Below are 23,265 nucleotides of genomic sequence, written 5' to 3' on the forward strand. Positions count from 1 at the left end.
AGAATGCCGCCGGCTATTTATTTGCCGGCTGTCGATTCGAGCGTCAGAGCAGCGTCGCTTGTCAGGGCTTCGGCGCCATGCTCGAACTGCAGCCTGGCCAGACGGGCGTAGAGCCCGCCGCGGGCAACAAGCTCGGCGTGGGTGCCTTCCTCGACAATCCGGCCCTTGTCCATGACCAGAATGCGGTCGGCCCGCAGCACTGTCGCCAGACGGTGGGCAATGACAATCGTGGTGCGGTCAAGCATGAGCCCTTCAAGGGCCTTCTGCACCAGTTTCTCGTTTTCCGCATCGAGCGCCGAGGTCGCCTCGTCGAGCAGCAGGATCGGGGCATCGCGCAGGATCGCGCGGGCAATTGCCACCCGCTGGCGCTGGCCGCCCGACAGTGTGATGCCGCGTTCGCCGACCGGCGTGTCGTATCCCTGGTCGAGCGCCATGATGAACTCGTGCGCCTGGGCTGCCTCGGCCGCGGCCTCGATGTCGGCCTGGCTCGCGTCCGACCTGCCGAAGGCGATGTTCTCACCAACGCTGCCTGCAAAGATCGTCACGTCCTGGGGGACCAGGGCGATGCGGGAGCGCACGTCGGCCGGGTCGGCTTCGCGGACATCGACATTGTCGACAAGCACGGTTCCGGCGCTGGTGTCGTAGAAGCGCAGGATCAGCGAGAACAAGGTCGACTTGCCGGCGCCGGATGCGCCGACCACCGCGACCGTTTCTCCGGGTCGGACGTGGAAGCTCGCTCCGGTGAGTGCTGACGTGTCAGGCCGGGACGGATAGGCGAAATGCACGTCATCGAAGCGGATGTCGCCGATGGCCGGCGAGGGAAGGGGTTTGGGTGCCTGCGGCGCACGGATTTCAGGCACCTCATCAAGCAATTCGCTCAGGCGTTCGGCGGCTCCTGCAGCCTGGGACAATTCTCCCCAGACTTCCGACAGGGCGCCAAGGCTTCCCGCGGCAAAGACCGAGTAGAGCAGGAACTGGCCCAACGTACCGGGTGAGAGTTCACCCGAGAGCACCGACTGTGCGCCGTACCATAGCACGGCCACGACGGAGCCGAACGCCATCGCAATGGCGAAGCCGGTGAGAATCGAGCGGGCGAGAATGGACTGGCGCGCTGCCGAGAAAGCGGCTTCGACGGCCTGGCTGAAACGGGTGCGGGCCCGGGCTTCGGTGTTGAATGCCTGCACGGTACGGGTTGCACCGATGGCTTCGCCGGCAAAGGTCATGGCCTCGGCGAGGCTGTCCTGGGCGAGACGGGAGCGTTTGCGAACCTTGCGTCCGAAGCCGACCATCGGGAAGACGATAACGGGTATGGCTACCAGAACCAGCGCGGACAGTTTTGGCGAGGTGATGAACATCATCACGCCGGCACCGATGCACAGGATCGTGTTGCGCAGGGCCAGCGATGCGGTGGCTCCGACCGTGGACTTGATCTGGGTGGTGTCCGCGGTCAGCCGCGAGACGATCTCGCCCGAGCGGTTGGCGTCATAGAAGGCCGCGGACAGCTGGGTGACGTGATCGAAGACATCGCGGCGGATGTCGGACACGACGCGCTCGCCCAGGGTGATGACGAAATAGTAGCGGCAGGCCGAGGCCAGCGCCAGCATGATGGCAATGGCTGCGAGCATCGAGAAGTAAGTGTTGATGAAGCCGGCATCCTGGGCGGAAAAGCCATGGTCGATCATCCGGCGTACGGCCATCGGCAGGGTCAGGGTGGTGACCGCGGCCAGCAGCAGGAAGACGAGCGCGCCGACAACCAGATGCGGATACCGGGTGATGTAGGGAAAGAGCCGGGCGAGTGGCCGCACCGACAGGCGAGCCGTCTTGGGTGTATCGGTTTGTTCAGCCACGTCTGCTCCTGGTATGCGTACTCACCTTATTGGCTGACCTGCAAAAACGGACACGGCCCTTGTTATCGCCAATGCCTTCATGTATAGGCTCGCCATCGAATTGGGAAGTCGTTGTTCCTAGGGACACCGGCTTCATTTATGTGTTTGGCCAAAATGCCGCAAGCATCGCTGCGCAGGGGCCTCCCAACGGCAGGACAAAGAAGATGAAGGCGAACATCCATCCCGATTATCACATGATCAAGGTGGTCATGACCGACGGCACCGAATACATGACCCAGTCCACCTGGGGTGCCGAAGGCGACACCATGAACCTCGAAATCGACCCCAAGTCGCATCCGGCATGGACCGGCGGCAACCAGCAGATGCTGGACCGTGGCGGCCGTCTTTCGAAGTTCAAGAAGCGTTTCGAAGGCCTCAGCCTCTAAGACGTACGGCAATTGCCGACAACAGAACCCGCCGGTCCCGGCGGGTTTTTTGTTGTCCGGATTTCAATCCGGCCGATCACTGCCATGCGCATGCAAAAAGCCCGCGGACCGTGCCGCGGGCTTTGCAGGTAAAATCGGTGCTGACGACTGGCTTCAGCGCTTGCTGAAGACCGTCTGAAGCAAGTGTTGCTGGGCCTGGACGGAGTTTTCGTTGTCCGGCTTCAGCGCCGCGGCTTCCGCCGGGCGGTAGATTTCGCGGTCGAGCAGCGCCACCCGGTTCTGAATGCGCAGCGAGCGCTCGACGAGATCCTTGAATGCGTCCGGCAGGTCGCTCCAGCCCTGGGCAGTGCGGTCGCAATTGAAGCTGTCCAGGCGCACCTTGTTCTTCTCGGCGAGAACCTGGTCGCGGTTCATCTCGCCATTGTTGACGGCCCGCTGCAGCAGCAGCCATGACGCCATCTGCATCAGGCGGGTGGTCAGCCGCATGGATTCCGCCGCATACAGAACGCCGGCCAGGCGTGGCAGGCCCTTCGAGGCCGCGCGGCCGGGGCCGTCAAGATAGTTCGCGGTTTCCTCAACCAGTCCCATTCCTTCGGCATAGAGCGCCTTGAACTGGGCCGAATTGGCCATGTGATCGGCGAGATTGACGGTGTTGAGGCTGGTTTCAGACATGGGCCGGAAATTCCTGATTACAAAATACTGGGTAGGCGGCTTGTACAGGGGCAGAGAACTCTCTGTCTTGCCGGAATAGAATGGACCGCAGGCCCGCTTCCGGCAAGTCTATTCTTAAGAAAAGGTTAACGCCAAAATGGCGGTAAAAACACCTGTGTTCCGGACCGGGATACGCCACTTTTCAGCGCGATCCGCAGTCTTCGCCGCGGGCCGGGAAGGCCGCCCGCGCAAACCATAGGCGTGATGCGGCTTCACCATAGGAGCGATTGCCGGCCAGGATCAAGGCAAAAAAAGAGCCGCATCAGCGGCTCTCAAGAGTTTAACAGGGAGGCGTCAAACAGTGTGACCTCAAGTCAGACTGTCAAATCCAGGAAGCCTGGATGTGTATAGTAAAGACTTGTAAAGCTTAACCGAAGCTTAACAGCCAGTACTAATTTTCTAAGGCCTTGCTTCATATGGCCTATTTTGACTTGAAAAAGCTCTCGGCAGCGCTCCGGCTTGATGTTTTCGACGCTTTTTCTGCTTTCAGCCTCTCGATTTCATCCTCAAGGAGGCCGATTCGCTCCTCCAGTTCGCCAGCCGACAGGAAACTGAGGTCACAGCCGATTTCATGCCGCTGCTTCGGTTTGGGACTCTCGTCATCTGCAAACATGGTTCTGTTCTCCCGTTCTGGTGCTCGCGTGGACCGTATACGCACAATCCGGGATTTCCCGTGTATTGTTCCGATCCACATCATCCAATGGCATTGCCGTCATCCTAGCCCGTGCCTAAGTTGTGGAAAAGTGTGAGCAGGAGAATGACGTGATGCGTGCAATCGAAATCCGGGAACCGGGTGGCCCCGAGGTTCTTACACTGACAACGCGCGACAAGCCCGCGCACGGTGAGACCGAACTGTTGATCAAGATTGCCGCCGCCGGGGTGAACCGCCCTGACTGCCTCCAGCGGCAAGGGGCTTATCCGCCGCCGCCGGGTGCTTCCGATATTCCGGGGCTGGAGATTGCTGGCGAGATTGAGGCGGTCGGTGCTTCCGTTGACGGCTTCAAGCCTGGTGATCAGGTCTGTGCGCTGGTGGCGGGTGGAGGCTACGCCGAGTATTGCACGGTTGATCAGGCGAATGCGCTCCTGGCCCCTGCGGCGCTGACCATGACCGAGGCGGCGGCAATCCCCGAAACCTTCTTCACCGTCTGGCACAACGTGTTTCAGCGCGGCGGGCTCAAATCGGGGGAAACCTTCCTGGTGCACGGTGGAACCTCCGGCATCGGCACGACCGCCATCCAGCTCGCGAAATCGTTTGGCGCAACGGTGCTGGCAACGGCTGGTTCCGAGGCCAAGTGCACGGCGATGCGGGAGCTGGGGGCCGATGTTGCGATCAATTATCGCGAAACGGATTTTGTCGAGGCGGTCAAGGAGGCCACGGGCGGCAAGGGCGTCGATCTCATTCTGGATATGGTCGGCGGTGACTATATCACCCGGAATTACCAGGCTGCGGCAGTCGAGGGGCGTATCGTTCAGATTGCCTTCCTGCGTGGCCGCAAGGCGGAAGCAGATTTTGCCCTGCTGATGACGAAGCGCCTGACCCATACCGGGTCGACGCTCCGGGCCCGCGACGTAGCCTTCAAGGCAGAGATCGCCAGGGAACTGCGCAAGCATGTCTGGCCGCTGCTGAGCGAGCGGAAAGTGCTGCCGGTGATGGATTCGATCTTTCCGCTGGATCAGGCGTCTGCCGCCCACCGGCGGATGGAGGATGGCGACCATATCGGCAAGATCGTGCTCGACATGAGCTGAAGCTGGTCCCGAACAGGCCAGGCAATCGACAGACCCCAGCGCCTGCCAGCTTAGGCGTCCGGCGTGGCGCGCGGATCGAGATTGATCGATTCAGGCGTGGCGGCGCGGGCGGAAGGTGTCGAGGTGAAGTTCTCGCGCTCTTCGACTGGAATGGCCGCGCGCACCCGGGTCCGGAACAGGGCGTAGCCGGCAACGCCGAGATGCGCGACAGCGGTGACGACGAAGAGAAGATGTGGCTCCGTGGCCATCGCAAGGCCGGCGAGAAGCGGCCCGATGATGGTGCCGACACCGTAGAGCAGTAGCAATCCGCCGGATACGGTCACGAACTTGTCGCTGGGGGCAAAGTCGTTGGCGTGCGCCACGGTGATGGAATAGAGGGTGTAGGACATCGCCCCGTAAAGCGAAATCAGCCCAAACAGGATGGTGAGACCATCAGGCTTGATGAGGGTGATGGCGAGGCCTGAAAAACCGGCAATGGCTGCGAGGCCCGCCAGGACATAGCGCCGGTCCATCCGGTCGGAGACGCGGCCGGCGGGAACCTGCATGACGGCTCCGGAAAATATCGTGATCGACATCATCGTGGCGATGGTGAAGGTGCTCAGCCCGACATCGGCACCGAAGACCGGCGCGAGCGTGCCGAAAGCGCCGTTGGCGACGCCGATCAGCAGGATCGCGATGAACGAGACCGGTGAGTTCCGGTAAATCATGCCCAGATCGAGCTTGACCTCCTTCAGCGGTGCCGGGCTCGATGCCGTCGATACGGCCGTCGGCAGAAGCGCCAGGCAGTAAAGTATGCCTGCAATGATGAAGAACGTCGTCTGCGTGACATCGCCGAAAGCGACGCTCATCTGGCCGGCGACGATGGCGACATAGGTCACCGTCATGTAGAGCGAGAAGATGAGACCGCGGGTCTCGTTGGTGGCGCGTTCATTGAGCCAGCTCTCGATGATCATGAAGGCCGCGGCCAGGGAGAAGCCGGTGACGACACGCAGCAGGATCCAGCTTACCGGATCGACCAGCAGGCCTGTGAGGAGCGCAATGATGGCAATAGTCGCCGAAAAGGCCGAGAATGCGCGCACATGGCCGATACGCCTGACCAGCCGCTGCGAGAAGATGCAGCCCAGAACAAAGCCGGTTGCCCAGGCGGTACCCAGAAGACCGAGCGATGTCGGCGAGAAGCCCTCCGCCGATCCGCGCATTGGCAGCAGCAGGCCGTGAAGACCATTGCCTGCCAGTAGAAAGGCCGTGCCCAGAAGCAACGAGAGAACGGGAAGGAGATTGCTGCGCATGGTAATCCGGTTTGCAAAAAGTGTTTCGGGATTGCGATGAACCGGGAATCATTGCCCCGCATTCGTCAAGCCTAGCTGATTGACCAGGATCATGACAGGTGTATGGCTTAAGTGAAAAAGGCGGAATGAATGTCGACAAAAATCCTGCTGGTCCTGGTTCTCGTGGCCATGTCCCTGCATTTGATCAAGCCGTTCGGTCTTCCCGGCCTCAAACGGCGCAGCGATGTGTGGAAAATCGCGCTTATTCTGATTTTTGCGATGATGATGGCGCTGGTGTTTCGGCCAGAATGATCCGGGCAATGTGCTCGGCCCAGTGCCTGTAGCCCAGTGCGTTGGCATGGAAGCCGTCTATCGCGAAGCCTTCGGCCCCTTCGATAGGAAGAGGATCCAGTGGGGTGGCTGTTCGCTCGCGACAAAGCTGCGTGCCGATGGCGTTTATAATCTGTGCGCGCAGACCGAGGATATATGCGAGAGACGGCGGCAACGCAGGCACATCCGCCATCGCAACAACCGGTGACCAGTAGACGCTGGCTTCCGGCCAGCGGGCATGGAGTGCATAAAGCAAGCCGCCGAACCCTTTCTTGAAGGCGGACCTGGTGACAAAGTTCTTGGCGTCATTGGTGCCGACAGCCAGGATCACATGGGTAAAATCACGCTCTTCGATATGCGGGACCATATGATCGCGCACCTGGGCGGCAATCGCGGAATTGGCCCCGGCATTGCGCCAGGCAACGGTCTTGCCGGTTGATTTGCCGAGGATCGCGGCGAGCTGCGGACCGAGCGTATCCTCGATCCGGTCGGCGCCCACACCGGCGGCGGAAGAATCGCCAACCACCAGAATCCTGATCTCCGCGCTGCCCTGGCCGACCTGTCCCATCGGACGGCCGCGGGGTGGTGGCAGCCGCGGCACGATTCTGCGTACGCCAAGACCCTTGGCCACGGCGACCGGCACCAGCACCCAACTGACGAGACCTGCAAGGAAAGTGTTCATGGTTCTGGTCGTGTCTCCCATGGCTTCAGCATACAGCCTTAGACAATGGGATCACTGCAAAATGCAACCCGCCGCGTTGCCGCGGCGGGTTGAAACCCAGCCATTTGACGAGGGTTTTCTCAGTCTGGTGTTCAGGCCTTGCGCGAGGCCTCGAAGATGCTGTCGATGGTTGCGGCGAGCGTGGCGTCGAAGTCGGCATCCGTCTGGCCATGCGACAGGCCTTCGGTCAGCGCGCGCGAGAAGGATGCGATCACACCGTCATTGGTGCTCAGAAGACGGTTGGCGTCATCGCGGGAGTAGCCGCCCGACAATGCCACGACACGCATCACACGCGGGTCGTCGACCAGCGGCTTGTAGAGGTTGGCAACTGTCGGCAGGGACAGTTTCAGCATGATCTGCTGTCCGGCGGGCGCCTGGTCGAGATGACGGAGGATCGAGGCCAGCAGCAATTCTTCGGCCTCGGCCTTGTCGGCGATCTTGATGTTGACCTCGGGTTCGATGATCGGCATCAGCCCGTGGCCGAGGATCTGCGCTCCGATCTCGAACTGCTGGGCGACAATCGCCTCGATGCCGTCCTTGTCGGCGGCATTGATCACCGAACGCATCTTGGTGCCGAAAATGTTCTTGGCCGCGGCGCGGTCGAGCAGCGCGTCGAGGCCGTCCATCGGCTTCATCAGCTGGACACCGTTCTGATCGTCGAGCAGGCCCTTGTCGACCTTGAGGAACGGAACAATGCCGCGCTTATTCCAGAGATAATCGGCGGTTGGTACGCCGTCGATCTCGCCGTCCATGGTGCGCTCGAACAGGATCGCGCCGATGACCTTCTCGCCGGTGAAGGCAGGCGACTTGATGATGCGGGCCCGCATGGCATGGATAGCCGCGAACATTTCCTCGTCATTGGCGTAGGCGTCTTCCGCAACCCCGTAGAGTTTCAGCGCCTTTGGCGTGGAGCCGCCCGACTGGTCGAGCGCGGCAATGAAGCCGTCCTTCTCCGCCATCTGTTTCGCCATGGTCGAGTTCATCATGCCTTACCCCTGTTTGTCTCTGTCTTGCGGCTCCTTTATCAGATGCCGCGACAGAGAGAAAATAGCCTGGATGCAGCTTGAATCGATTGAAAAAAATTCAATCGTTTAAATGGGTTGGAGAAAGCCAACCAGAGTTAACGCGGGCGAGGCCGGTTGACCCTCTTCAGGCTTTCAGCACATCAACACCGGGAAGCGGTTTGCCTTCCATCCATTCGAGAAATGCCCCGCCGGCAGTCGAGACATAGGTGAAGTCTGCAGCCACACCGGCGTGATTGAGTGCGGACACCGTGTCGCCGCCGCCCGCAACGGAGACCAGCAGGCCTTCCCGGGTGCGGCGGGCCGCGTGCTGCGCCGCAGATACGGTCGCGGCGTCGAAGGGCGGGATCTCGAAGGCACCGAGCGGACCGTTCCAGACAAGCGTGTCAGCCTTTGTGATCCAGGCGTTGATGGCCTCGACGGACTTGGGGCCGACGTCGAGCATCATGGCATCAGCGGGGATTGCGGAGACGTCGACCGTCTCGTTGTCGGCGCCGGCTTTGAACTCACGCGCGACAACGCCGTCTATCGGCAGGACGATTGCACATCCGGCCTTGGATGCTTCGGCTTCGATGGTTTTGGCGGTTTCTGCGAGATCGTGTTCGCACAGCGACTTGCCGACGTCGATGCCGCGAGCGGCAAGGAAGGTGTTGGCCATGCCACCCCCTATCACCAGCGCATCGACCTTCTTGACCAGGTTCTGCAAGAGGTCGATTTTGGTGGAAACCTTGGCGCCACCAACAATGGCGACAACCGGCCGTGCCGGTTTGCCGAGACCCTTCTCAAGCGCGACCAGTTCCGCTTCCATGGTCCGGCCGGCAAAAGCTGGCAGCAGGTGGGCCAGGCCCTCGGTCGAGGCGTGGGCGCGATGGGCCGCTGAAAAGGCGTCGTTGACGAAGATGTCGCCATTTTCAGCCAGCGCCTTGGCGAACTCGGGGTTGTTCTTTTCTTCGCCGGCATGAAAGCGCGTGTTCTCAAGCAGAAGCACATCGCCATCGACCATTGCTTCCACTGCCTTTTGGGCGGCTTCGCCGATGCAGTCGGCGGCAAAATGGACCCGGTGATCGAGAACGTTCTCGACGATGCCGGCAATCGGGCCGAGCGACATCGACGGCACGGCCTCGCCCTTTGGACGGCCGAAATGCGCAAGCAGGATCACGCGGGCGCCCTTGCGGGACAGTTCCATGATCGTGGGAGCGACCCGTTCGATGCGGGTCGTGTCGGTGACCTTGCCGTCCTTGACCGGGACATTGAGATCGACGCGCAGGAGAATGCGCTTGCCGGAAAGATCGGCCAGATCATCGAGTGTCTTGAAAGTGGTCATTGCATATTCCGATCGTCAAGTTGGGGTCTGGCGGGATTTCGGCGCGGAGATTACACCGGATGTGTCACGACGCAAGCCGGGGACGTAAATACCCGTCGCGGCTTCCTGCCTCAACCCTTTCGCCTGCCGGCAAAATCCCGGGCCATTTGCAGGATTTCACGAAAGTTGAGGAACAGCGGCAGCCGTGTTGCGGGTGCCACCGGTTCGAGCGAGATGCCAACGGTCTTGATCAGGCCGTTCTCGTGGGTGTCGCGCACGATGAGAACGATGCGCCCGATCTTGACCCGGTCGGCGTAGTCCGGCTTGCCGCCAAGCCGCTGTTCCATCAGTTCGGCAATGGTCAGCGATTTCTCGGCCTCGCCAAGAAGCCCGGGCCCGTAGGCGGCATCGAGTTCCTCACACTTTCCTGACGGATCGATTGTGAAGGTGCCGAAGAACTCGTTGTCATTTTCGCTGACGGCGAGTTTGGAGGCGAACAGCCGGTCGAGCAGACGGGAAAAGCCAGGGGCGATGAACAGGTAGACCTGGTCGTTTTCGCGCAGCCGCCCGGCATACTGATAGCGCATCGACTTGCCGTCGCGGATGACCAGTGACGGGCGGGCCCAGCGGGGGATTCTTTCGCCGCGCAGGACCGGGCTGTCCGCCACCACCCTGTAGGCAAGCAGCTCGTGACTGGCGGTGCCGGGGAGATCAAGCTCGAGCTTGTCGATGGCGCCGATTTGTGGAGGGACAATCAGGCCGAGCCTGTGGGCCATCGGCTTGATCGTCCAGCCCTGTATGGCGAGCGATACCATCACCACGATGAAGGTGGTGTTGAAATAGAGCTGGCCGTTCTCGAGATTGCCGAGGATGGGCAGGATGGCGAGGAGGATCGAAACCGCGCCGCGCAGACCCACCCAGGCGACAAACCCGGTCTCTCGCTGGGTGAAGTCAAAGGGCAGCAGACATGCCCAGACGGCAAGCGGGCGGGCAATGAAGACCAAAAAAACAGCAAGCCCGATGGCGGGAAGGATGATCTGCGGGAACTGGGACGGTGTCGCAAGCAGCCCGAGAACCAGGAACATGACGATCTGGGCCAGCCAGGTCATGCCCTCCTGAAAGCGCATGATCGATGCCTTGGGCTGGATCTTCTTGTTGCCTGCGTAGATCCCGGCGACGTAGACCGCCAGGAAACCACTGCCTCCGATTGCCGACGTGGCGGCAAAGACCAGCAGCGCCAGCGCCAGTACGAATATCGGAGCCAGTCCGCGCTCGACCGGAACCCGACGGATGATCTGGACGATGAGAACGCCGCCGGCGAGGCCGACGACAAGACCCAGACCGATCTGCTCGATGAACAGAACCAGTAACTCAAGCCCGGCTCCACCGAGGTCCTCGCCGCTGGCCATGATGCCGACCAGCGCGCTGGTGAGAAAGATCGCCATCGGATCATTGGTACCGGATTCCACTTCCAGCGTGGAACGGACCCGGTCACGGATGTTGATGCCGCCGGTGCGCAGCAGGAAGAATACGGCCGCCGCATCCGTGGAGGCAACGATGGAGCCGATCAGCAGGCCCTCAAGCCAGGTGAACCCGAGCAGAAATCGAGCGGCGATGCCGAACAGAACCGCAGTCAACAATACGCCGATGGTCGCCATCGTCAGCGCCGGGGCGGAGGCCTGCCTGAAGGAATGCAGCGATGTGCCGTAGCCGGAGTCAAACAGGATGATTGCCAGGGCGATCGACCCGAGCATGTAGGCGGCGGAGTTGTTGGAGAAGTCGATGCCCAGCCCGTCGACACCGGCAAGCAGGCCGATGAGAAGGAAGAGCAACAGCAACGGTGCTCCGAAGCGTTCCGCCAGCAGGCTGGAAAAGGCAGCAATGAGAATGAGCGCCATCGAGGCAAGCGTCACCAGATAGAAAGCGTCCAACCGTCACCCCTTGTCCGTGATTGATTGCTGCGGTCAGGTCTTTGTTCTGCCAACAAGTATGGAGGCACGGACCGGGCCGATCAATGATCCTTCACGCATGGCTGCCGTGACATCCGGCTCAAGTCATCCATGGTGTTGAATCACCAGCGCCACCGTCCCTTCGAACGGTGGCGCCAGTATGTTCAGGTGTTTGGCCGGGCCTGCGTTGCCGCGTGACCCGGCAGAGGGTCGTCAGATCAGCTTCGCCATTGCAACCGCGGTGTCGCCCATGCGGTTGGAGAAACCCCACTCGTTGTCATACCAGGTCAGGATCGAGCACATGTTGCCGTCCATGACCTTGGTCTGGTCCATGTGGAAGACCGAGGAATGCGGGTTGTGGTTGAAGTCGATCGAGACATTGGGCTCGTCGGTGTAGCCCAGTACGCCCTTGAGAGCGCCGTCAGCAGCTTCACGGATGGCCTTGTTGATTTCCTCCACCGAGGTGTCGCGCTTGGCGATGAACTTCAGGTCGACCACGGAGACATTCGGGGTCGGGACGCGGATCGACATGCCGTCGAGCTTGCCGTTGAGGTCCGGCAGCACCAGGCCGACGGCCTTGGCGGCGCCCGTCGAGGTCGGGATCATCGACATGGCGGCAGCGCGGGCGCGGTAGAGATCCTTGTGCATGGTGTCGAGCGTTGGCTGGTCGCCGGTGTAGGAATGGATCGTCGTCATCATGCCCTTGTCGATGCCGATGGCATTGTGCAGGACGTGGGCGACGGGCGCCAGGCAGTTGGTGGTGCACGACGCATTGGAGACGACGAGGTCGTCCTTGGTCAGCACATCATGGTTGACGCCGTAGACGATGGTCTTGTCGGCGCCCGCGGACGGGGCCGAGACCAGGACGCGCTTGGCGCCGGCTTCCAGATGGAAGGCAGCCTTTTCCCGTGCCGTGAAAATCCCGGTGCATTCCATGACGATGTCGATACCGAGATCGCCCCAGGGCAGGTTCTTCGGATCGCGCTCCGCAAACACCTTGAACGAGTCGCCGCCTTCGATGCGGATCGTGTCGCCGTCAACCTCAACGGTCTTGGGGAACTTTCCGTGCACCGAATCCCAGCGCATCAGGTGGGCGTTGGTTTCAACCGGACCGAGATCGTTGATCGCCACGATGTCGATATCGGTACGGCCGGATTCGTAAATGGCCCGCACAACATTGCGGCCGATACGGCCAAATCCGTTGATGGCAATCCTGGTCTTCATGTTAGTTCTCCGTCCTGGGGTCCGAGTACGCCTGTCCCTGCAAGGGATCAGGCTTCGTCATGTAAGCGGGCTTCGACCGCAGCCACTGCGGCCGCGGCGGTGATGCCGAAATGCTCGTAGAGTTCCTTGTAAGGTGCCGATGCGCCGAAGCCGCTCATGCCGATGAACAGGCCGTCGGAACCGATAAAACGGTCCCACCCCTGGCGGATGCCCGCCTCGATAGCGATCTTGACCCTGGAATCCCCGATAACGGCCTTTTTATACTCCAAGCTCTGCTCTTCGAACAACTCGAAGCAGGGCACCGAGACCACGCGGGTGGTGTGACCATTCGCCTCAAGCATCTGCCGGGCTTCCAGCGCGATCTCGATTTCGGAACCGGTGGCGAAGATCGTCACCTCGGCGTCGCTGGCCGAAACCAGGTCATAGGCGCCATAGGCACAGAGGTTTTCCTCGGTGAAATCGGTCCGGACGGTCGGCAAGTTCTGTCGGGTCAGGGCAATGCCGCTGGGACGTTTTGCCTGCTCGAGCGCGATTTCCCAGCATTCCGCTGTTTCGACGGCGTCGGCGGGGCGGAACATCAGCAGGTTCGGGATGGCGCGCAACGCCGCCATGTGTTCAACCGGTTGGTGGGTCGGTCCGTCCTCGCCAAGGCCGATGGAATCATGGGTCAGAACGTGAATCACACGAATGCCCATCAGTGCCGCCAGACGGATCGACGGACGGCAGTAATCGGAAAAGATCAGGAAGCCGCCCGAATAGGGGATCAGGCCGCCATGCAGCGCAATGCCGTTCATGATCGCGGCCATGCCGTGCTCACGGATGCCGTAATGGATGTAGCGGCCCGAGAAGTCATCCGGGGTAATCGCCTTGGTCTGGCTGGTGCGGGTGTTGTTGGACCCGGTCAGGTCGGCGGACCCGCCGATGGTCTCGGGAACCACTCCGTTGATCACTTCCAGCGCCATCTCCGATGCCTTGCGCGTGGCGACGGTCGGCAGGTCTTCGGCGAGCTTCTTCTTGTAGGCGGTGATCGCCGGCTCGAATTCGCCAGGCAGTTCACCGTTCATCCGGCGTTCGAAGGCCAGGCGGACATCATTTTCCGCCTCGGCAAGGCGGGATTCCCAGGCCTTCCGGTCCTTGACCGAACGCAGACCGGCAAGTCGCCATGCGTCAAGGATGTCGGAGGGAACGACGAAAGGCTCTTCGGCCCAGCCGAGCGCCTTGCGCGTGCCGACGATTTCCTTGTCGCCAAGCGGCGAGCCATGGGCACCGCTGGTTCCGGCCTTGTTGGGAGCGCCAAAACCGATCACGGTCTTTGCGGCGATGAGTGTCGGCCGGTCCGATTTCTGCGCGGCCTCGATGGCTTGTGCGATCGCGTCGGGGTCGTGGCCGTCGATGTCGAGTGTGTTCCAGCCGGAGGCCGCGAAACGGGCCAGCTGGTCGGTCGAGTCGGTCAGCGATACCGGACCGTCGATGGAGATCGAATTGTTGTCCCAGAAGACGATGAGCTTGTTGAGCTTGAGATGGCCCGCCAGCGAAATCGCTTCCTGGCTGATGCCTTCCATCAGGCAGCCGTCGCCTGCAAGCGCATAGGTATAGTGCTCAACCAGGTCGGAGCCGAACTCGTCGGCAAGCTTGCGCTCTGCCATGGCCATGCCGACAGCATTGCCGATGCCCTGGCCGAGCGGGCCGGTGGTGGTTTCGATGCCGGCGGCGTGGCCATATTCCGGATGGCCGGCGGTGGGCGAACCCAGCTGGCGGAAATTCTTGATGTCGTCGAGCGTGATGTCGTCGTATCCGAGCAGGTAGAGCAGCGAATAGATCAGCATCGAACCGTGGCCGGCGGACAGTACGAAGCGGTCGCGGTCGGGCCAGTCGGGCTTTTTCGGATCGAAGGTCAGATAGCGGGAAAACAGCACCGTGGCGATATCGGCAGCGCCCATCGGCAAGCCGGGATGCCCGGATTTGGCTTTCTCTACAGCATCCATAGACAAAAACCGGATTGCATTCGCCATCCGGTCGTGTTTTTCGCGTGAAATCATGATGGTTCCGCCTGGTCGCGTTCATGTCAGGTCCGGGCTTGAACTAGTCCGGACCGAAGGCCGCGCACACATAGCAGTTGCTTCGCCGGAGTCAACAAATGGCTTGGCCGCAAACGGCTGGGGATGCAAAAGGCGGTTTTGTTGACGCCCTGTTCGGCTGATGCGTAAACTCGTGCTCACAAGTATCCGGAATTCAAGCGATTCGGCTTGTAGTCCAGATCCAGGGAAGCTGATGATGCCGGTTGAAAAGACAGTACAATCCGCACTTGAGGCACTGAAAAATGCCTTGAATCAGCTCGATAATGAGGTTGACCGGCAGGTTGAAGCGAGCCGAAGTTCGACAGAGGCGGCGGCTGAACTGGACCGGATGATCGAGGATCGCACACGCATAGCGCTGGAACTCGACCAGTCTCAGGACAGGGCCAACCGCCTCGAGGAAGCCAACCGCGAAGTCTCCCGCCGTCTGGTGACTGCCATGGAAACGATCAGGGCGGTTCTGGATCGCTAAGGCATAGTTTATCAATTTTCATCAGCCTTCGATCCCGCAAGGCCGTGCAAGAACAGGACGTGTTGAATGGCGCAGGTAACGGTTACCATCGACAACAAGACCTACCGGATGGCATGCGAAGAGGGGCAGGAAGAGCACCTGAGCGATCTCGCCGGGCGGTTTGACCGTTATGTCGGGCATCTGAAGAACCAGTTCGGCGAAATTGGCGATTTGCGGATCACGGTGATGGCGGGGATCATGGTGATGGATGAGTTGCACGAGCTGCAGCGCCGGATGCGCGGGCTTGAGGCGGAGGTCGACACCCTGAAAAAGACCAGGGACAACGCGCTGAGCCAGGTCGACAAGACAGACCACGATCTGGCCGAGGCGCTTTCGGAGGTGACCGGCAAGATCGAGCAGATCGCGGGAAAACTCTCCGGACGCGCCTGAGGGGCCGAGCCGGGGTCTGTGCCTGAAACCGATCAACCGCACGTATCTTGTGAGGAGCGGTCTTCAGGTGCATCGCCATGCCGGCAAGGGTCTTGAAGTGCTTGCAGCCAGGCCGTCTTCATCACATCATCGGTTTAATGCTCCGGGCCGCAATTTGCCGATTGGAGTTGGGCCCGGCATGACCTATATAGCGGAAGCGGTCTGCGCCTCTCGACAGGATACGTAATCCCTGGGGCCTTAATTGATCCAAAGGGAGCTGTCCCTGACCGGACCCGTGGGTCCGGACATATGGCGCCCACCTACGTTGTAGGTTCCCAGGATCAATAAATCCATCGGTTGCCGTGGATCGCACCTTCACCTGACGGTCTGACGGCTCGGAAACCGGGCGTCTCTGCAACGGCTGCACACTTCCTGCCTATTCGATCAGTCCCATCTTCAGGGCGCGCGCCACCGCTTCGATGGTTGTGCTTGCCATCAGCTTCCGGCGCGCGGATTCGAGATGCTTGCGGGCGCTTCCTGCCTGGCTGCCATCCGGGTCAATCGTTGCCTCGGGGTCCAGTCCCCGCGCCACCGATTGCAGGCACGCTCTCTCGGAATGGGTCAATCTATCCGTGGAGTCCGTCATCTTTGTCCGTAAAACAAATTGTTCAAATAAAATATGAGCATAGCTGCTGTCGAGCAGCAGTCCGGGAATAGCCTTGTCTCGCCTGCGACGGCAATTGAAAAGCGCAGATGTCGTATACGGGGGATGAAGTGCATCCTTAAAATGCTATCGACTGCCGCGGGGCGACCGGATGGCCGGAAGCCATTGACGTGCGGCAGCGCGCAGCCTACGCCGCCCGCGGTTGGGTTTCGACGGAGCAGGTGATGGACAGCAAGGCAAGCATACGGGCAAAGGTTCTGGCCAGGCGGGATGCGCTGGCACCGGAACAGCGGATCGAGATGAGCCTTGCGATGGTGGATGTCGCGGAAACGCTCTCCTTCGATCCGGGAGCCGTGATTGCCGGATACCTGCCGATCCGGTCGGAACCCGATCTCCGGCCGTTGCTGTCGCGTCTGCGCGAGCGCGGCGCCCGGCTTTGCCTGCCGGTGGTGCTGGACCGGGAGACGATCGTTTTCCGCGATTTCGTCCGGGGTGCGGATCTCGTCAAGACCGGCTTCGGCACATCCGGTCCGGGCGAGGAGGCCGAGGTGATCGACCCGGACTTGCTGCTGATGCCGCTGTCATCCTTCGATGCGCGTGGCAACCGCCTGGGCTACGGTGCCGGTCATTATGACAGGGCAATTGCAAGGCTCAGGGCCAAAGGCAAGTCGCCCGCGCTGATCGGAGCCGCCTTCTCGGTCCAGGAGGTCGAGGCGCTGCCGGCGGATGATCATGACGTGGCCCTCGACATGATCCTGACAGAGCAAGGCTTGCGCTCGTTTTAGCAACCTCTATAGAGGGCGAATGCGTCTTTTGTTTCTTGGAGATCTGGTCGGACGATCCGGCCGCACCGCGGTTTGGAACCGCCTTCCCGGCCTGATCCGCGATCACAAGCTGGATTTCGTCATCGTCAATGGTGAGAACGCAGCGGGCGGTTTCGGCATCACCGAGGAAATCTTCCTCGAAACGCTCAATGCCGGCGCCGATGTTGTGACCACCGGCAATCATGTCTGGGATCAGCGCGAGGCGCTGGTCTATGCCGACCGGCACGACCGTTTCCTCAGGCCGGCGAACTATCCCGCCGGAACGCCGGGACGGGGTTCCAACCTCTACATCGCGCGCAACGGCGCGCGCGTGCTGGTCGCAAACATCATGGGCCGGGTGTTCATGCATCCCGATCTCGACGATCCGTTCGCCGCCGGCGAAGCCATCCTCGCCGCGTGCCCGCTGGGCGAAGTGGCCGATGCGGTGGTGTTCGACTTTCACGCGGAAGCCACCAGCGAGAAGCTTTGCTTTGCGCATTTCGTCGACGGGCGGGCGAGCTTCGTGGTGGGAACCCACACGCATGTGCCGACCGCCGACGCACAGATATTGAATGGCGGCACAGCCTATCTGACCGATGCCGGCATGTGCGGCGACTATGATTCCTCCATCGGCATGGACAAGGAAGAACCGGTCAACCGGTTCGTCTCCAAGATCCCGAAGGGCCGGTTCGAGGTGGCTTCGGGACCGGCAACGATCTGCGGCGTCGCCGTCGAGATTTCCGATCGGACCGGGCTGGCCGAAAAGATCGCGCCGCTCAGGATCGGGCCGCGCCTGGCCGAAACGTATCCGGAGTTCTGGAGCTAGAGCCGGCCGGTTTAATCGCCGGTCAAGGAGGCAACGGTGGTTTCTCCGTCGGCTCGCTTGCGCTCAGCGGTACCTGGCAGCGCTGATGAACTCGCCGAAGGTTTCACACCAGACCAGGACGGTGGTGTAGGATTCGATGTCGACCGTCGGCGGGATATCGACCAGGAACCCGTCGAAGGTCTTGATGTCGCCGATGCGGACCGCTTCGTTCCTGATGGCCTCGAACTGGGCTTCATCCTCGACGAACTCAGGCACAAGGTAAAGCTTGTAGTCCGGGCCGGGCGCCAGGCTTCCGCGGTGGGTGATCCGCTCGGGTGAAACGCTGACCGTGCCTTCGCCCCAGTGCAGAAAATCGCTTCCCCTGAGATCGCGGCTGAATTCCGCGGTATAAAGCGCGGAGGCCGCACTCTCTTCGAGCATGGCCTGGTCCGGCGAAGGCGGGGCTGTGATGATCGGCAGGAGATAGATCCCGAGCGCAAAACCTGCCGCCAGCATGAAGCCGTGGGTTGCGGCCAGAACGATCCAACGCATGGTATTTCCCTCCCGGCAGGTTTGCTGTCAAAGCGATAGCGGTTCGCTTCCGGGCATGTCAATCAGCCAAAGCCACCCGCGGTTTGCGGGCAGGCTCGAGGATCGCTTCACAGCTCCTGTTGCTTGCCCTTCACAACAGGCCTCTTGGCATCCGGATCCGGAGGCAGAAGTCCGCGTTCCTGGATCCATGGATGGATTGTCACCGCGCGCGTCAGAGCGGAGACGGCGACCTCGGTGCGGCCCATGCGCATCAGGACATGGTACATTCCCGACCAGGCGCCAAAATGATCTGGTTCAAGCGCGACCGCCTTTTCCAGATCCGACAGGGCGCCGTCCGGATTGTCACGCAGAAACCGGACAAAAGCGCGCTGGTTCCAGCCCTCGGCATACTGGGGCGCGAGGTCGATGGCCTTGTCGAAGGCCTCTTCGGCCGCCTCGTAGTCGTAGCTGCTGCGTCGTTTCATGCCAAAGTCTATTGCCTCGTGGACGTCGATCGTGGGCGCCTGGTCGAACCACCATTGCCATATCGCGCTCTCTGCGAGACGTCCCTCGCGCTCGGTTTCTGCAGCTTTCAACGCCGCAAACAGCCTGGCGCGTTCACTGGAGGTCTCGGCCCGCAAGGAGGGGGTCGCTGCGATCGAAAGGAAACCTGTGGCCGTGATCAGAAAACGCCGGCGGTCGAGCATCAAACGCCCCTGAGAACAAGAATTGTCGGCTGGCGCGGCAATGTGCGGGCCGAAATGGTAAAGCCCGTGTCATTGACGAAGTCGGTTGCGAACTTGTCGCCCATCATCTCGATGAAGCTCGACAGGGGCGCGCCGCGGCGGTGCATCGGCAGAAGGATCGAGGATTGCAGACGCTGGGCAATTCCGGTCATTGCCGTGTGGCTCAATGTCAGGCCGCCATCCACCGGGACCATGACGATGTCGAGCCGGCCGATCTGGGCGAAGTGCCGGTCTTCCAGCGGGTGATGCAGGTGGCCGAGATGCCCAATGCACAGATCCGCGACCTCGAAGATGAAGATGGAATTGCCATCGGGCTCCATGGCGCCGAAATTGCGGATGTCCGTGGTGACGTTGCGGATATAGACATCATCAACCACCACGTCGTGATCGGCCGGTGTGCCGTCGAAATTCCAGCCGCGCAGCACATGCCCGATCCGCTCGTCCGGCGACAGGGTGAAATGCGAGGAATGCGCCTTGTTCATGGTGACGACGTCCGGGACAGCGACGTTGCCCGCCCATCCGTTGTAGTCCGTCGCGATGGTGATGCCGCCGGGTGTGGTGATGACATAGGTCGAGTGGCCGGCGAAGCTGATCTCTACCTCGCCCGTTCCGGCCGCGGCCGGGTCTGGCTTCAGGTCGAGATCCTCGGGGGTGAGGTTGGCGTAAGTCACGCCGGGCAGGCTTTGCGCCACTGCCAGGCACTGGCTGAAGGGGCGTTGGCTTTCCTGCGCGCTCGCCGGTGAGGCAAGAAGGAACGCTGCGGCGACGAGAATGAAGGCCTTGAAACGGTGCATGACGGCGGCTCCGTGAAACAGTCTCACACTAGGAGTTTAGAGCGCGGCCAACCAAGGTAAAGGGGCAATTCGATGCGCCATACCCCAAGCATGGTCAAAGCGCGCCTGTCATCTCGCTCCAGCGCAGCTTCAGCGCTTCATAGCCGTCGGTTGGCTGGGCGTCGTAACTGAGTTCATCTTCGGCTATCCTCATGAACGGTTGGCGAGACCGGCACCAGATATGCCCGGCCGGAACCAGCCAGGATGTATCGTCGAGCGTGCCGGCCTTGATGTTGATCTCCGGCGAGCCATTGGTGCCGTGCCAGATCCGCACACCGCAGTCGGGGCAAAACCATCCCTGGCGCTCCTTGCCGGATTCACTCATGCGGCTGACGCTGACCAGCCCGGGATCGACCTCCATGTCTTCACGCTTGAACCGGAGGCTTTCGCCGAAGGCCGAGGAAGTGTGCCGCTGGCACTCGGTGCAATGGCAGAGATAGAACACCAGAGGAGCTGCGAGCATCCGGTAGCGGATGCGGCCGCACTGGCATCCACCGGTCAGAGGCAGGGGTGGTATGGCGGTTTTCTGCATGGTCTGAACCTTCTGGACGAAACGGGGTAAGGACCTTATAACGCGCCAAACCAGATTCCAGAGCAAAGAACAGAGGCGTTATGGCCGGCCATTCACAATTTAAAAACATCATGCACCGCAAGGGACGGCAGGATGCCGTCCGTTCCAAGATGTTCTCCAAGCTCGCGCGCGAAATCACTGTCGCTGCGAAGATGGGCTCGCCGGATCCGGCGATGAACCCGCGGTTGAGACTGGCAATCCAGAATGCCAAGTCACAGTCGATGCCCAAGGACAACATCCAGCGCGCCATCAACAAGGCTACCGGGGGCGACAGCGAGAACTACGAGGAAGTGCGCTACGAGGGCTACGGCCCCGGCGGCGTGGCCGTTATCGTCGAGGCGCTGACTGACAACCGCAACCGCACCGCATCGAGCGTGCGCGCGGCGTTCACCAAGTCCGGCGGCGCGCTTGGCGAGACCGGATCGGTCGGTTTCATGTTCTCGCGCGTGGGCGAAATCATCTATCCGGTGGACGCGGGCGATGCCGACGCGATCATGGAAGCCGCGATCATGGCCGGCGCAGAGGATGTGACCAGCGGAGAAGAGGAGCACGTCATTCTCTGCGCGTTCGAGGATATCGGCGAGGTGTCGACTGCGCTCGAGGAGGCGCTTGGCGAAGCGCAATCGGTCAAGGCGGTGTGGAAGCCGCAGACGTCGGCTCCTGTCGATGAAGACAAGGCGCTCTCCGTGCTCAAGCTGATCGCGACGCTGGATGATGACGACGACGTGCAGAACGTCTATGCCAATTTCGAGGTTTCCGACGAGGTCATGGCGAAACTGTCCGCCTGACCGGACCTGTCGCTGCCAATCTTGAACCGCCGGTTTTGCGACCGGCGGTTTTTTCATGGGTCAAAGGGCGGACCGCATGGCGCCGAAAAGCTCGACGGATTTCAATCGGGCCTCAATGGAATGGATCGGCATGGAGATCATGATCTCGTCGGCCTTGGTGGCGGCGATGAAATCCTGCATCTTGCGCGACGCGGTTTCCGGGCCGCCGACCACGGCGTAGCGCAAGGTGTGTTCGACGGCGATCTGTTCCATCTCGCTCCAGAAGCCGTCCATCGTGTCGATTGGCCTCGGCATCTTGCCACGGGCATTGCGGCGCATGTTGACGAAAGTCTGCTGCAGCGTCGTGAACAGGTGGTTGGCCTCCGCATCGGTATCCGCCATCACGCCCATGGTTGCAGCCATGACGTAAGGCGCGTCGAGTTGCGCCGACGGGGTGAACTTGCTCCTGTAGATGTCGAGCGCTTCCATCAGCATGTCGGGTGCGAAATGTGAGGCAAAGGCATAGGGCAGCCCCAGCGCGGCAGCGAGATGGGCGCTGTAGATGCTGGATCCGAGAATCCAGAGCGGCACGTGCGAACCGGCGCCGGGTACGGCGAGAAGCATGCGTTCATCGGGTTCGCCCAGATAGTATTGCAACTCGATGATATCGTCGGGGAAGCTGTTGGCTCCTGCTTCCAGGTTGCGGCGCAGCGCGCGGGCGGTGTTCATGTCGGTACCCGGCGCACGGCCAAGGCCGAGGTCGACACGGCCCGGGAACAGCGCCTCGAGCGTGCCGAACTGCTCGGCGATGACCAGCGGCGCGTGATTGGGCAGCATGATGCCACCCGAACCGATGCGGATGGTGGTTGTGGCATTGCCGGCCTCGGCTATGACCAAAGACGTGGCGGCGCTGGCGATGCCCTTCATGCCATGATGTTCGGCCAGCCAGAAACGGGTATAGCCGGCATCCTCCGCCTGCTTGGCCATCCGCCGTGTGCTGGCGAGTGCGTCTCTTGCGGTGCCGCCCTCGACGATGGGGCAGAGATCGAGAATGGAAAAGGCGGTCATGAATGTCTTTCGGTTCCGGTGCACTGTCGGCCCAATGTAGGAAGTCGTGCCGGCATTGCCAAAGCGATTTCGCCAGAGGATGTTTGTTTTTGGTTTGTTCACATTTCGATGGAATGGTCTGACGCATGCAGCTAGGGTTTTTCCATGAAAGAAGCGATTCGGATAATCGGGATTGATCCCGGGCTGAGAAACACCGGCTGGGGCGTGATCGACAGTCTGGGCAATTCGCTGCGCTTTGTCGCCTCGGGGACGGTCAAGTCCGACAACAAGCTCGATCTCGCCTCGCGGCTGAACCAACTCTACGACGGGCTGGAGACGGTGCTGCACCAGTTCCAGCCGTTCGAGGCAGCGGTCGAGAACACGTTCGTCAACAAGGATGCCACCGCGACGCTGAAGCTCGGGCAGGCGCGCGGCATTGCCATGCTGGCACCGGCGCGCGCCGGGCTGAGGGTTGCAGAGTATGCGCCGAACGCGGTCAAGAAGGCGGTGATCGGTGTCGGGCATGGCGACAAGAAGCAGATCCTGATGATGGTCAAGATGCTGATCCCGAAAGCCACCTTCGACAGCGATCATGCCGCCGATGCTCTGGCGATCGCGATCTGTCATGCCCATCACCGCACATCGCCGGAGTGGCGGATGGCAGCTGAGTGAGTCAACGCCATGTTCTTGACTTGTTCACTCAATTCTGACAATTTCTGATAAATTCTAACCGAGTGAATCTCATGCGTGTGTCGGAAAAAGGCCAGATCACAATCCCCAAACACCTAAGGGAACGGGCCGGGATTGCTCCGAATTCCGAGGTGACGGTGGATTTTGACGGAGGAAGGCTGATCATCGCGGCAGCCGACCGGCAGGCGGAAAAGGCCAACCGGGCGAGGTTGGAGCGTTTCATGCAGGCATTGCGCAAACTCGAAGGAACCGGGGATCAAGCGATCAACGCCGATCAATTGATGCAGATAACACGGGACCGGTGAGA

Annotated in this window: 25 protein-coding genes and 1 other RNA gene; 10 read left to right on the top strand and 16 right to left on the bottom strand. The window is 61.2% G+C overall.

Features of this window, described 5'->3' with window-relative positions; genetic code table 11:
• Window positions 1-17 precede the first annotated feature (17 nt).
• Window positions 18-1,847, bottom strand: coding sequence for an ABC transporter transmembrane domain-containing protein (locus tag GTW23_RS01535; protein WP_252914364.1), 1,830 nt, complete (start codon window positions 1,845-1,847; stop codon window positions 18-20).
• A 203-nt stretch (window positions 1,848-2,050) separates the two neighbouring features.
• Here GTW23_RS01535 and rpmE point away from each other — a divergent pair, with 203 nt between their 5' ends.
• Window positions 2,051-2,272 (top strand): 50S ribosomal protein L31, encoded by a 222-nt coding sequence (gene rpmE / locus GTW23_RS01540; protein WP_152007527.1) that lies wholly within the window; start codon window positions 2,051-2,053, stop codon window positions 2,270-2,272.
• A gap of 153 nt (window positions 2,273-2,425) precedes the next feature.
• Here the strand turns inward: rpmE and rcdA are convergent, their stop codons facing one another.
• Both rcdA and GTW23_RS01550 read right to left on the bottom strand, forming a co-directional pair.
• Window positions 2,426-2,944, bottom strand: coding sequence for a protease adaptor protein RcdA (gene rcdA / locus GTW23_RS01545; protein WP_152007528.1), 519 nt, complete (start codon window positions 2,942-2,944; stop codon window positions 2,426-2,428).
• Window positions 2,945-3,404: 460 nt separating this feature from the next.
• Window positions 3,405-3,596: a DUF1192 domain-containing protein gene (locus GTW23_RS01550; protein WP_152007529.1), complete on the bottom strand. Its 192-nt coding sequence runs from the start codon at window positions 3,594-3,596 to the stop codon at window positions 3,405-3,407.
• Between the two features lie 152 nt (window positions 3,597-3,748).
• Between GTW23_RS01550 and GTW23_RS01555 the strand changes: the two genes are divergently transcribed.
• Window positions 3,749-4,729: an NAD(P)H-quinone oxidoreductase gene (locus GTW23_RS01555; protein ID WP_252915546.1), complete on the top strand. Its 981-nt coding sequence runs from the start codon at window positions 3,749-3,751 to the stop codon at window positions 4,727-4,729.
• A gap of 50 nt (window positions 4,730-4,779) precedes the next feature.
• On the opposite strand, the gene GTW23_RS01560 is transcribed toward GTW23_RS01555, so the two are convergent.
• From GTW23_RS01560 to tkt, 7 genes are all read right to left on the bottom strand, one after another.
• On the bottom strand, window positions 4,780-6,018 hold the full coding sequence (locus GTW23_RS01560) for an MFS transporter (protein WP_152007530.1): 1,239 nt from the start codon (window positions 6,016-6,018) through the stop codon (window positions 4,780-4,782).
• A gap of 241 nt (window positions 6,019-6,259) precedes the next feature.
• Window positions 6,260-7,009, bottom strand: a complete 750-nt coding sequence (locus GTW23_RS01565) for an SGNH/GDSL hydrolase family protein (protein ID WP_152007531.1) — start codon at window positions 7,007-7,009, stop codon at window positions 6,260-6,262.
• A 131-nt stretch (window positions 7,010-7,140) separates the two neighbouring features.
• Window positions 7,141-8,034 carry a fructose bisphosphate aldolase gene (locus GTW23_RS01570; RefSeq protein ID WP_152007532.1) on the bottom strand — a complete coding sequence of 298 codons (894 nt, stop codon included), beginning with the start codon at window positions 8,032-8,034 and terminating at the stop codon, window positions 7,141-7,143.
• Window positions 8,035-8,197: 163 nt separating this feature from the next.
• A complete protein-coding gene (locus GTW23_RS01575) occupies window positions 8,198-9,394 on the bottom strand; it encodes a phosphoglycerate kinase (RefSeq protein WP_252914365.1) in 1,197 nt (398 codons plus the stop codon).
• 110 nt (window positions 9,395-9,504) lie between these two features.
• Window positions 9,505-11,304 (bottom strand): potassium/proton antiporter, encoded by a 1,800-nt coding sequence (locus GTW23_RS01580; RefSeq protein WP_252914366.1) that lies wholly within the window; start codon window positions 11,302-11,304, stop codon window positions 9,505-9,507.
• Between the two features lie 231 nt (window positions 11,305-11,535).
• The gene (gene gap / locus GTW23_RS01585) at window positions 11,536-12,546 is read right to left on the bottom strand and encodes a type I glyceraldehyde-3-phosphate dehydrogenase (RefSeq protein ID WP_152007535.1); all 1,011 of its coding nucleotides are present in this window, start codon (window positions 12,544-12,546) and stop codon (window positions 11,536-11,538) included.
• A gap of 47 nt (window positions 12,547-12,593) precedes the next feature.
• Window positions 12,594-14,585 (bottom strand): transketolase, encoded by a 1,992-nt coding sequence (gene tkt / locus GTW23_RS01590; protein ID WP_252914367.1) that lies wholly within the window; start codon window positions 14,583-14,585, stop codon window positions 12,594-12,596.
• 235 nt (window positions 14,586-14,820) lie between these two features.
• On the opposite strand from tkt, the gene GTW23_RS01595 reads away from it, so the two are divergent.
• The 3 genes from GTW23_RS01595 to ssrS all read left to right on the top strand — a co-directional run bounded on the left by GTW23_RS01595 (window position 14,821) and on the right by ssrS (window position 15,874).
• Complete coding sequence (locus tag GTW23_RS01595) at window positions 14,821-15,093, top strand: DUF4164 domain-containing protein (RefSeq protein WP_152011411.1); 273 nt, start codon at window positions 14,821-14,823, stop codon at window positions 15,091-15,093.
• Window positions 15,094-15,159: 66 nt separating this feature from the next.
• The gene (locus tag GTW23_RS01600; RefSeq protein WP_152007537.1) at window positions 15,160-15,522 is read left to right on the top strand and encodes a cell division protein ZapA; all 363 of its coding nucleotides are present in this window, start codon (window positions 15,160-15,162) and stop codon (window positions 15,520-15,522) included.
• A 195-nt stretch (window positions 15,523-15,717) separates the two neighbouring features.
• A non-coding RNA gene (gene ssrS, locus GTW23_RS01605) (6S RNA) lies at window positions 15,718-15,874 on the top strand.
• A 63-nt stretch (window positions 15,875-15,937) separates the two neighbouring features.
• Here ssrS and GTW23_RS01610 read toward each other — a convergent pair.
• The gene (locus GTW23_RS01610; RefSeq protein ID WP_152007538.1) at window positions 15,938-16,147 is read right to left on the bottom strand and encodes a helix-turn-helix transcriptional regulator; all 210 of its coding nucleotides are present in this window, start codon (window positions 16,145-16,147) and stop codon (window positions 15,938-15,940) included.
• Window positions 16,148-16,389: 242 nt separating this feature from the next.
• Here GTW23_RS01610 and GTW23_RS01615 point away from each other — a divergent pair, with 242 nt between their 5' ends.
• Window positions 16,390-16,950, top strand: a complete 561-nt coding sequence (locus GTW23_RS01615) for a 5-formyltetrahydrofolate cyclo-ligase (RefSeq protein ID WP_252914368.1) — start codon at window positions 16,390-16,392, stop codon at window positions 16,948-16,950.
• Between the two features lie 19 nt (window positions 16,951-16,969).
• Entirely contained in the window at window positions 16,970-17,794 is an 825-nt protein-coding gene (locus GTW23_RS01620) for a TIGR00282 family metallophosphoesterase (protein WP_252914369.1), read from the top strand.
• A gap of 63 nt (window positions 17,795-17,857) precedes the next feature.
• Here GTW23_RS01620 and GTW23_RS01625 read toward each other — a convergent pair whose 3' ends face one another.
• The 4 genes from GTW23_RS01625 to GTW23_RS01640 all read right to left on the bottom strand — a co-directional run bounded on the left by GTW23_RS01625 (window position 17,858) and on the right by GTW23_RS01640 (window position 20,415).
• Entirely contained in the window at window positions 17,858-18,325 is a 468-nt protein-coding gene (locus GTW23_RS01625) for a DM13 domain-containing protein (RefSeq protein WP_152007541.1), read from the bottom strand.
• Between the two features lie 107 nt (window positions 18,326-18,432).
• Window positions 18,433-19,011 carry a tetratricopeptide repeat protein gene (locus GTW23_RS01630; protein ID WP_252914370.1) on the bottom strand — a complete coding sequence of 193 codons (579 nt, stop codon included), beginning with the start codon at window positions 19,009-19,011 and terminating at the stop codon, window positions 18,433-18,435.
• Window positions 19,011-19,844 carry an MBL fold metallo-hydrolase gene (locus tag GTW23_RS01635; protein ID WP_252914371.1) on the bottom strand — a complete coding sequence of 278 codons (834 nt, stop codon included), beginning with the start codon at window positions 19,842-19,844 and terminating at the stop codon, window positions 19,011-19,013. The genes GTW23_RS01630 and GTW23_RS01635 overlap by 1 nt, the downstream gene beginning before the upstream one ends.
• A 94-nt stretch (window positions 19,845-19,938) precedes the next feature.
• On the bottom strand, window positions 19,939-20,415 hold the full coding sequence (locus tag GTW23_RS01640) for a GFA family protein (protein ID WP_252914372.1): 477 nt from the start codon (window positions 20,413-20,415) through the stop codon (window positions 19,939-19,941).
• 80 nt (window positions 20,416-20,495) lie between these two features.
• Here GTW23_RS01640 and GTW23_RS01645 point away from each other — a divergent pair, with 80 nt between their 5' ends.
• Window positions 20,496-21,242 carry a YebC/PmpR family DNA-binding transcriptional regulator gene (locus GTW23_RS01645; RefSeq protein WP_152007545.1) on the top strand — a complete coding sequence of 249 codons (747 nt, stop codon included), beginning with the start codon at window positions 20,496-20,498 and terminating at the stop codon, window positions 21,240-21,242.
• Between the two features lie 60 nt (window positions 21,243-21,302).
• Here GTW23_RS01645 and GTW23_RS01650 read toward each other — a convergent pair whose 3' ends face one another.
• A complete protein-coding gene (locus GTW23_RS01650) occupies window positions 21,303-22,289 on the bottom strand; it encodes an LLM class flavin-dependent oxidoreductase (protein WP_252914373.1) in 987 nt (328 codons plus the stop codon).
• Window positions 22,290-22,433: 144 nt separating this feature from the next.
• Between GTW23_RS01650 and ruvC the strand changes: the two genes are divergently transcribed.
• Window positions 22,434-22,940, top strand: a complete 507-nt coding sequence (gene ruvC, locus GTW23_RS01655) for a crossover junction endodeoxyribonuclease RuvC (RefSeq protein WP_152007547.1) — start codon at window positions 22,434-22,436, stop codon at window positions 22,938-22,940.
• A gap of 71 nt (window positions 22,941-23,011) precedes the next feature.
• On the top strand, window positions 23,012-23,263 hold the full coding sequence (locus GTW23_RS01660) for an AbrB/MazE/SpoVT family DNA-binding domain-containing protein (protein WP_252914374.1): 252 nt from the start codon (window positions 23,012-23,014) through the stop codon (window positions 23,261-23,263).
• Window positions 23,264-23,265 lie beyond the last annotated feature (2 nt).

The sequence above is a fragment of the Parahoeflea alexandrii genome (genome assembly GCF_024105735.1).
Classification (GTDB): domain Bacteria; phylum Pseudomonadota; class Alphaproteobacteria; order Rhizobiales; family Rhizobiaceae; genus Hoeflea; species Hoeflea alexandrii.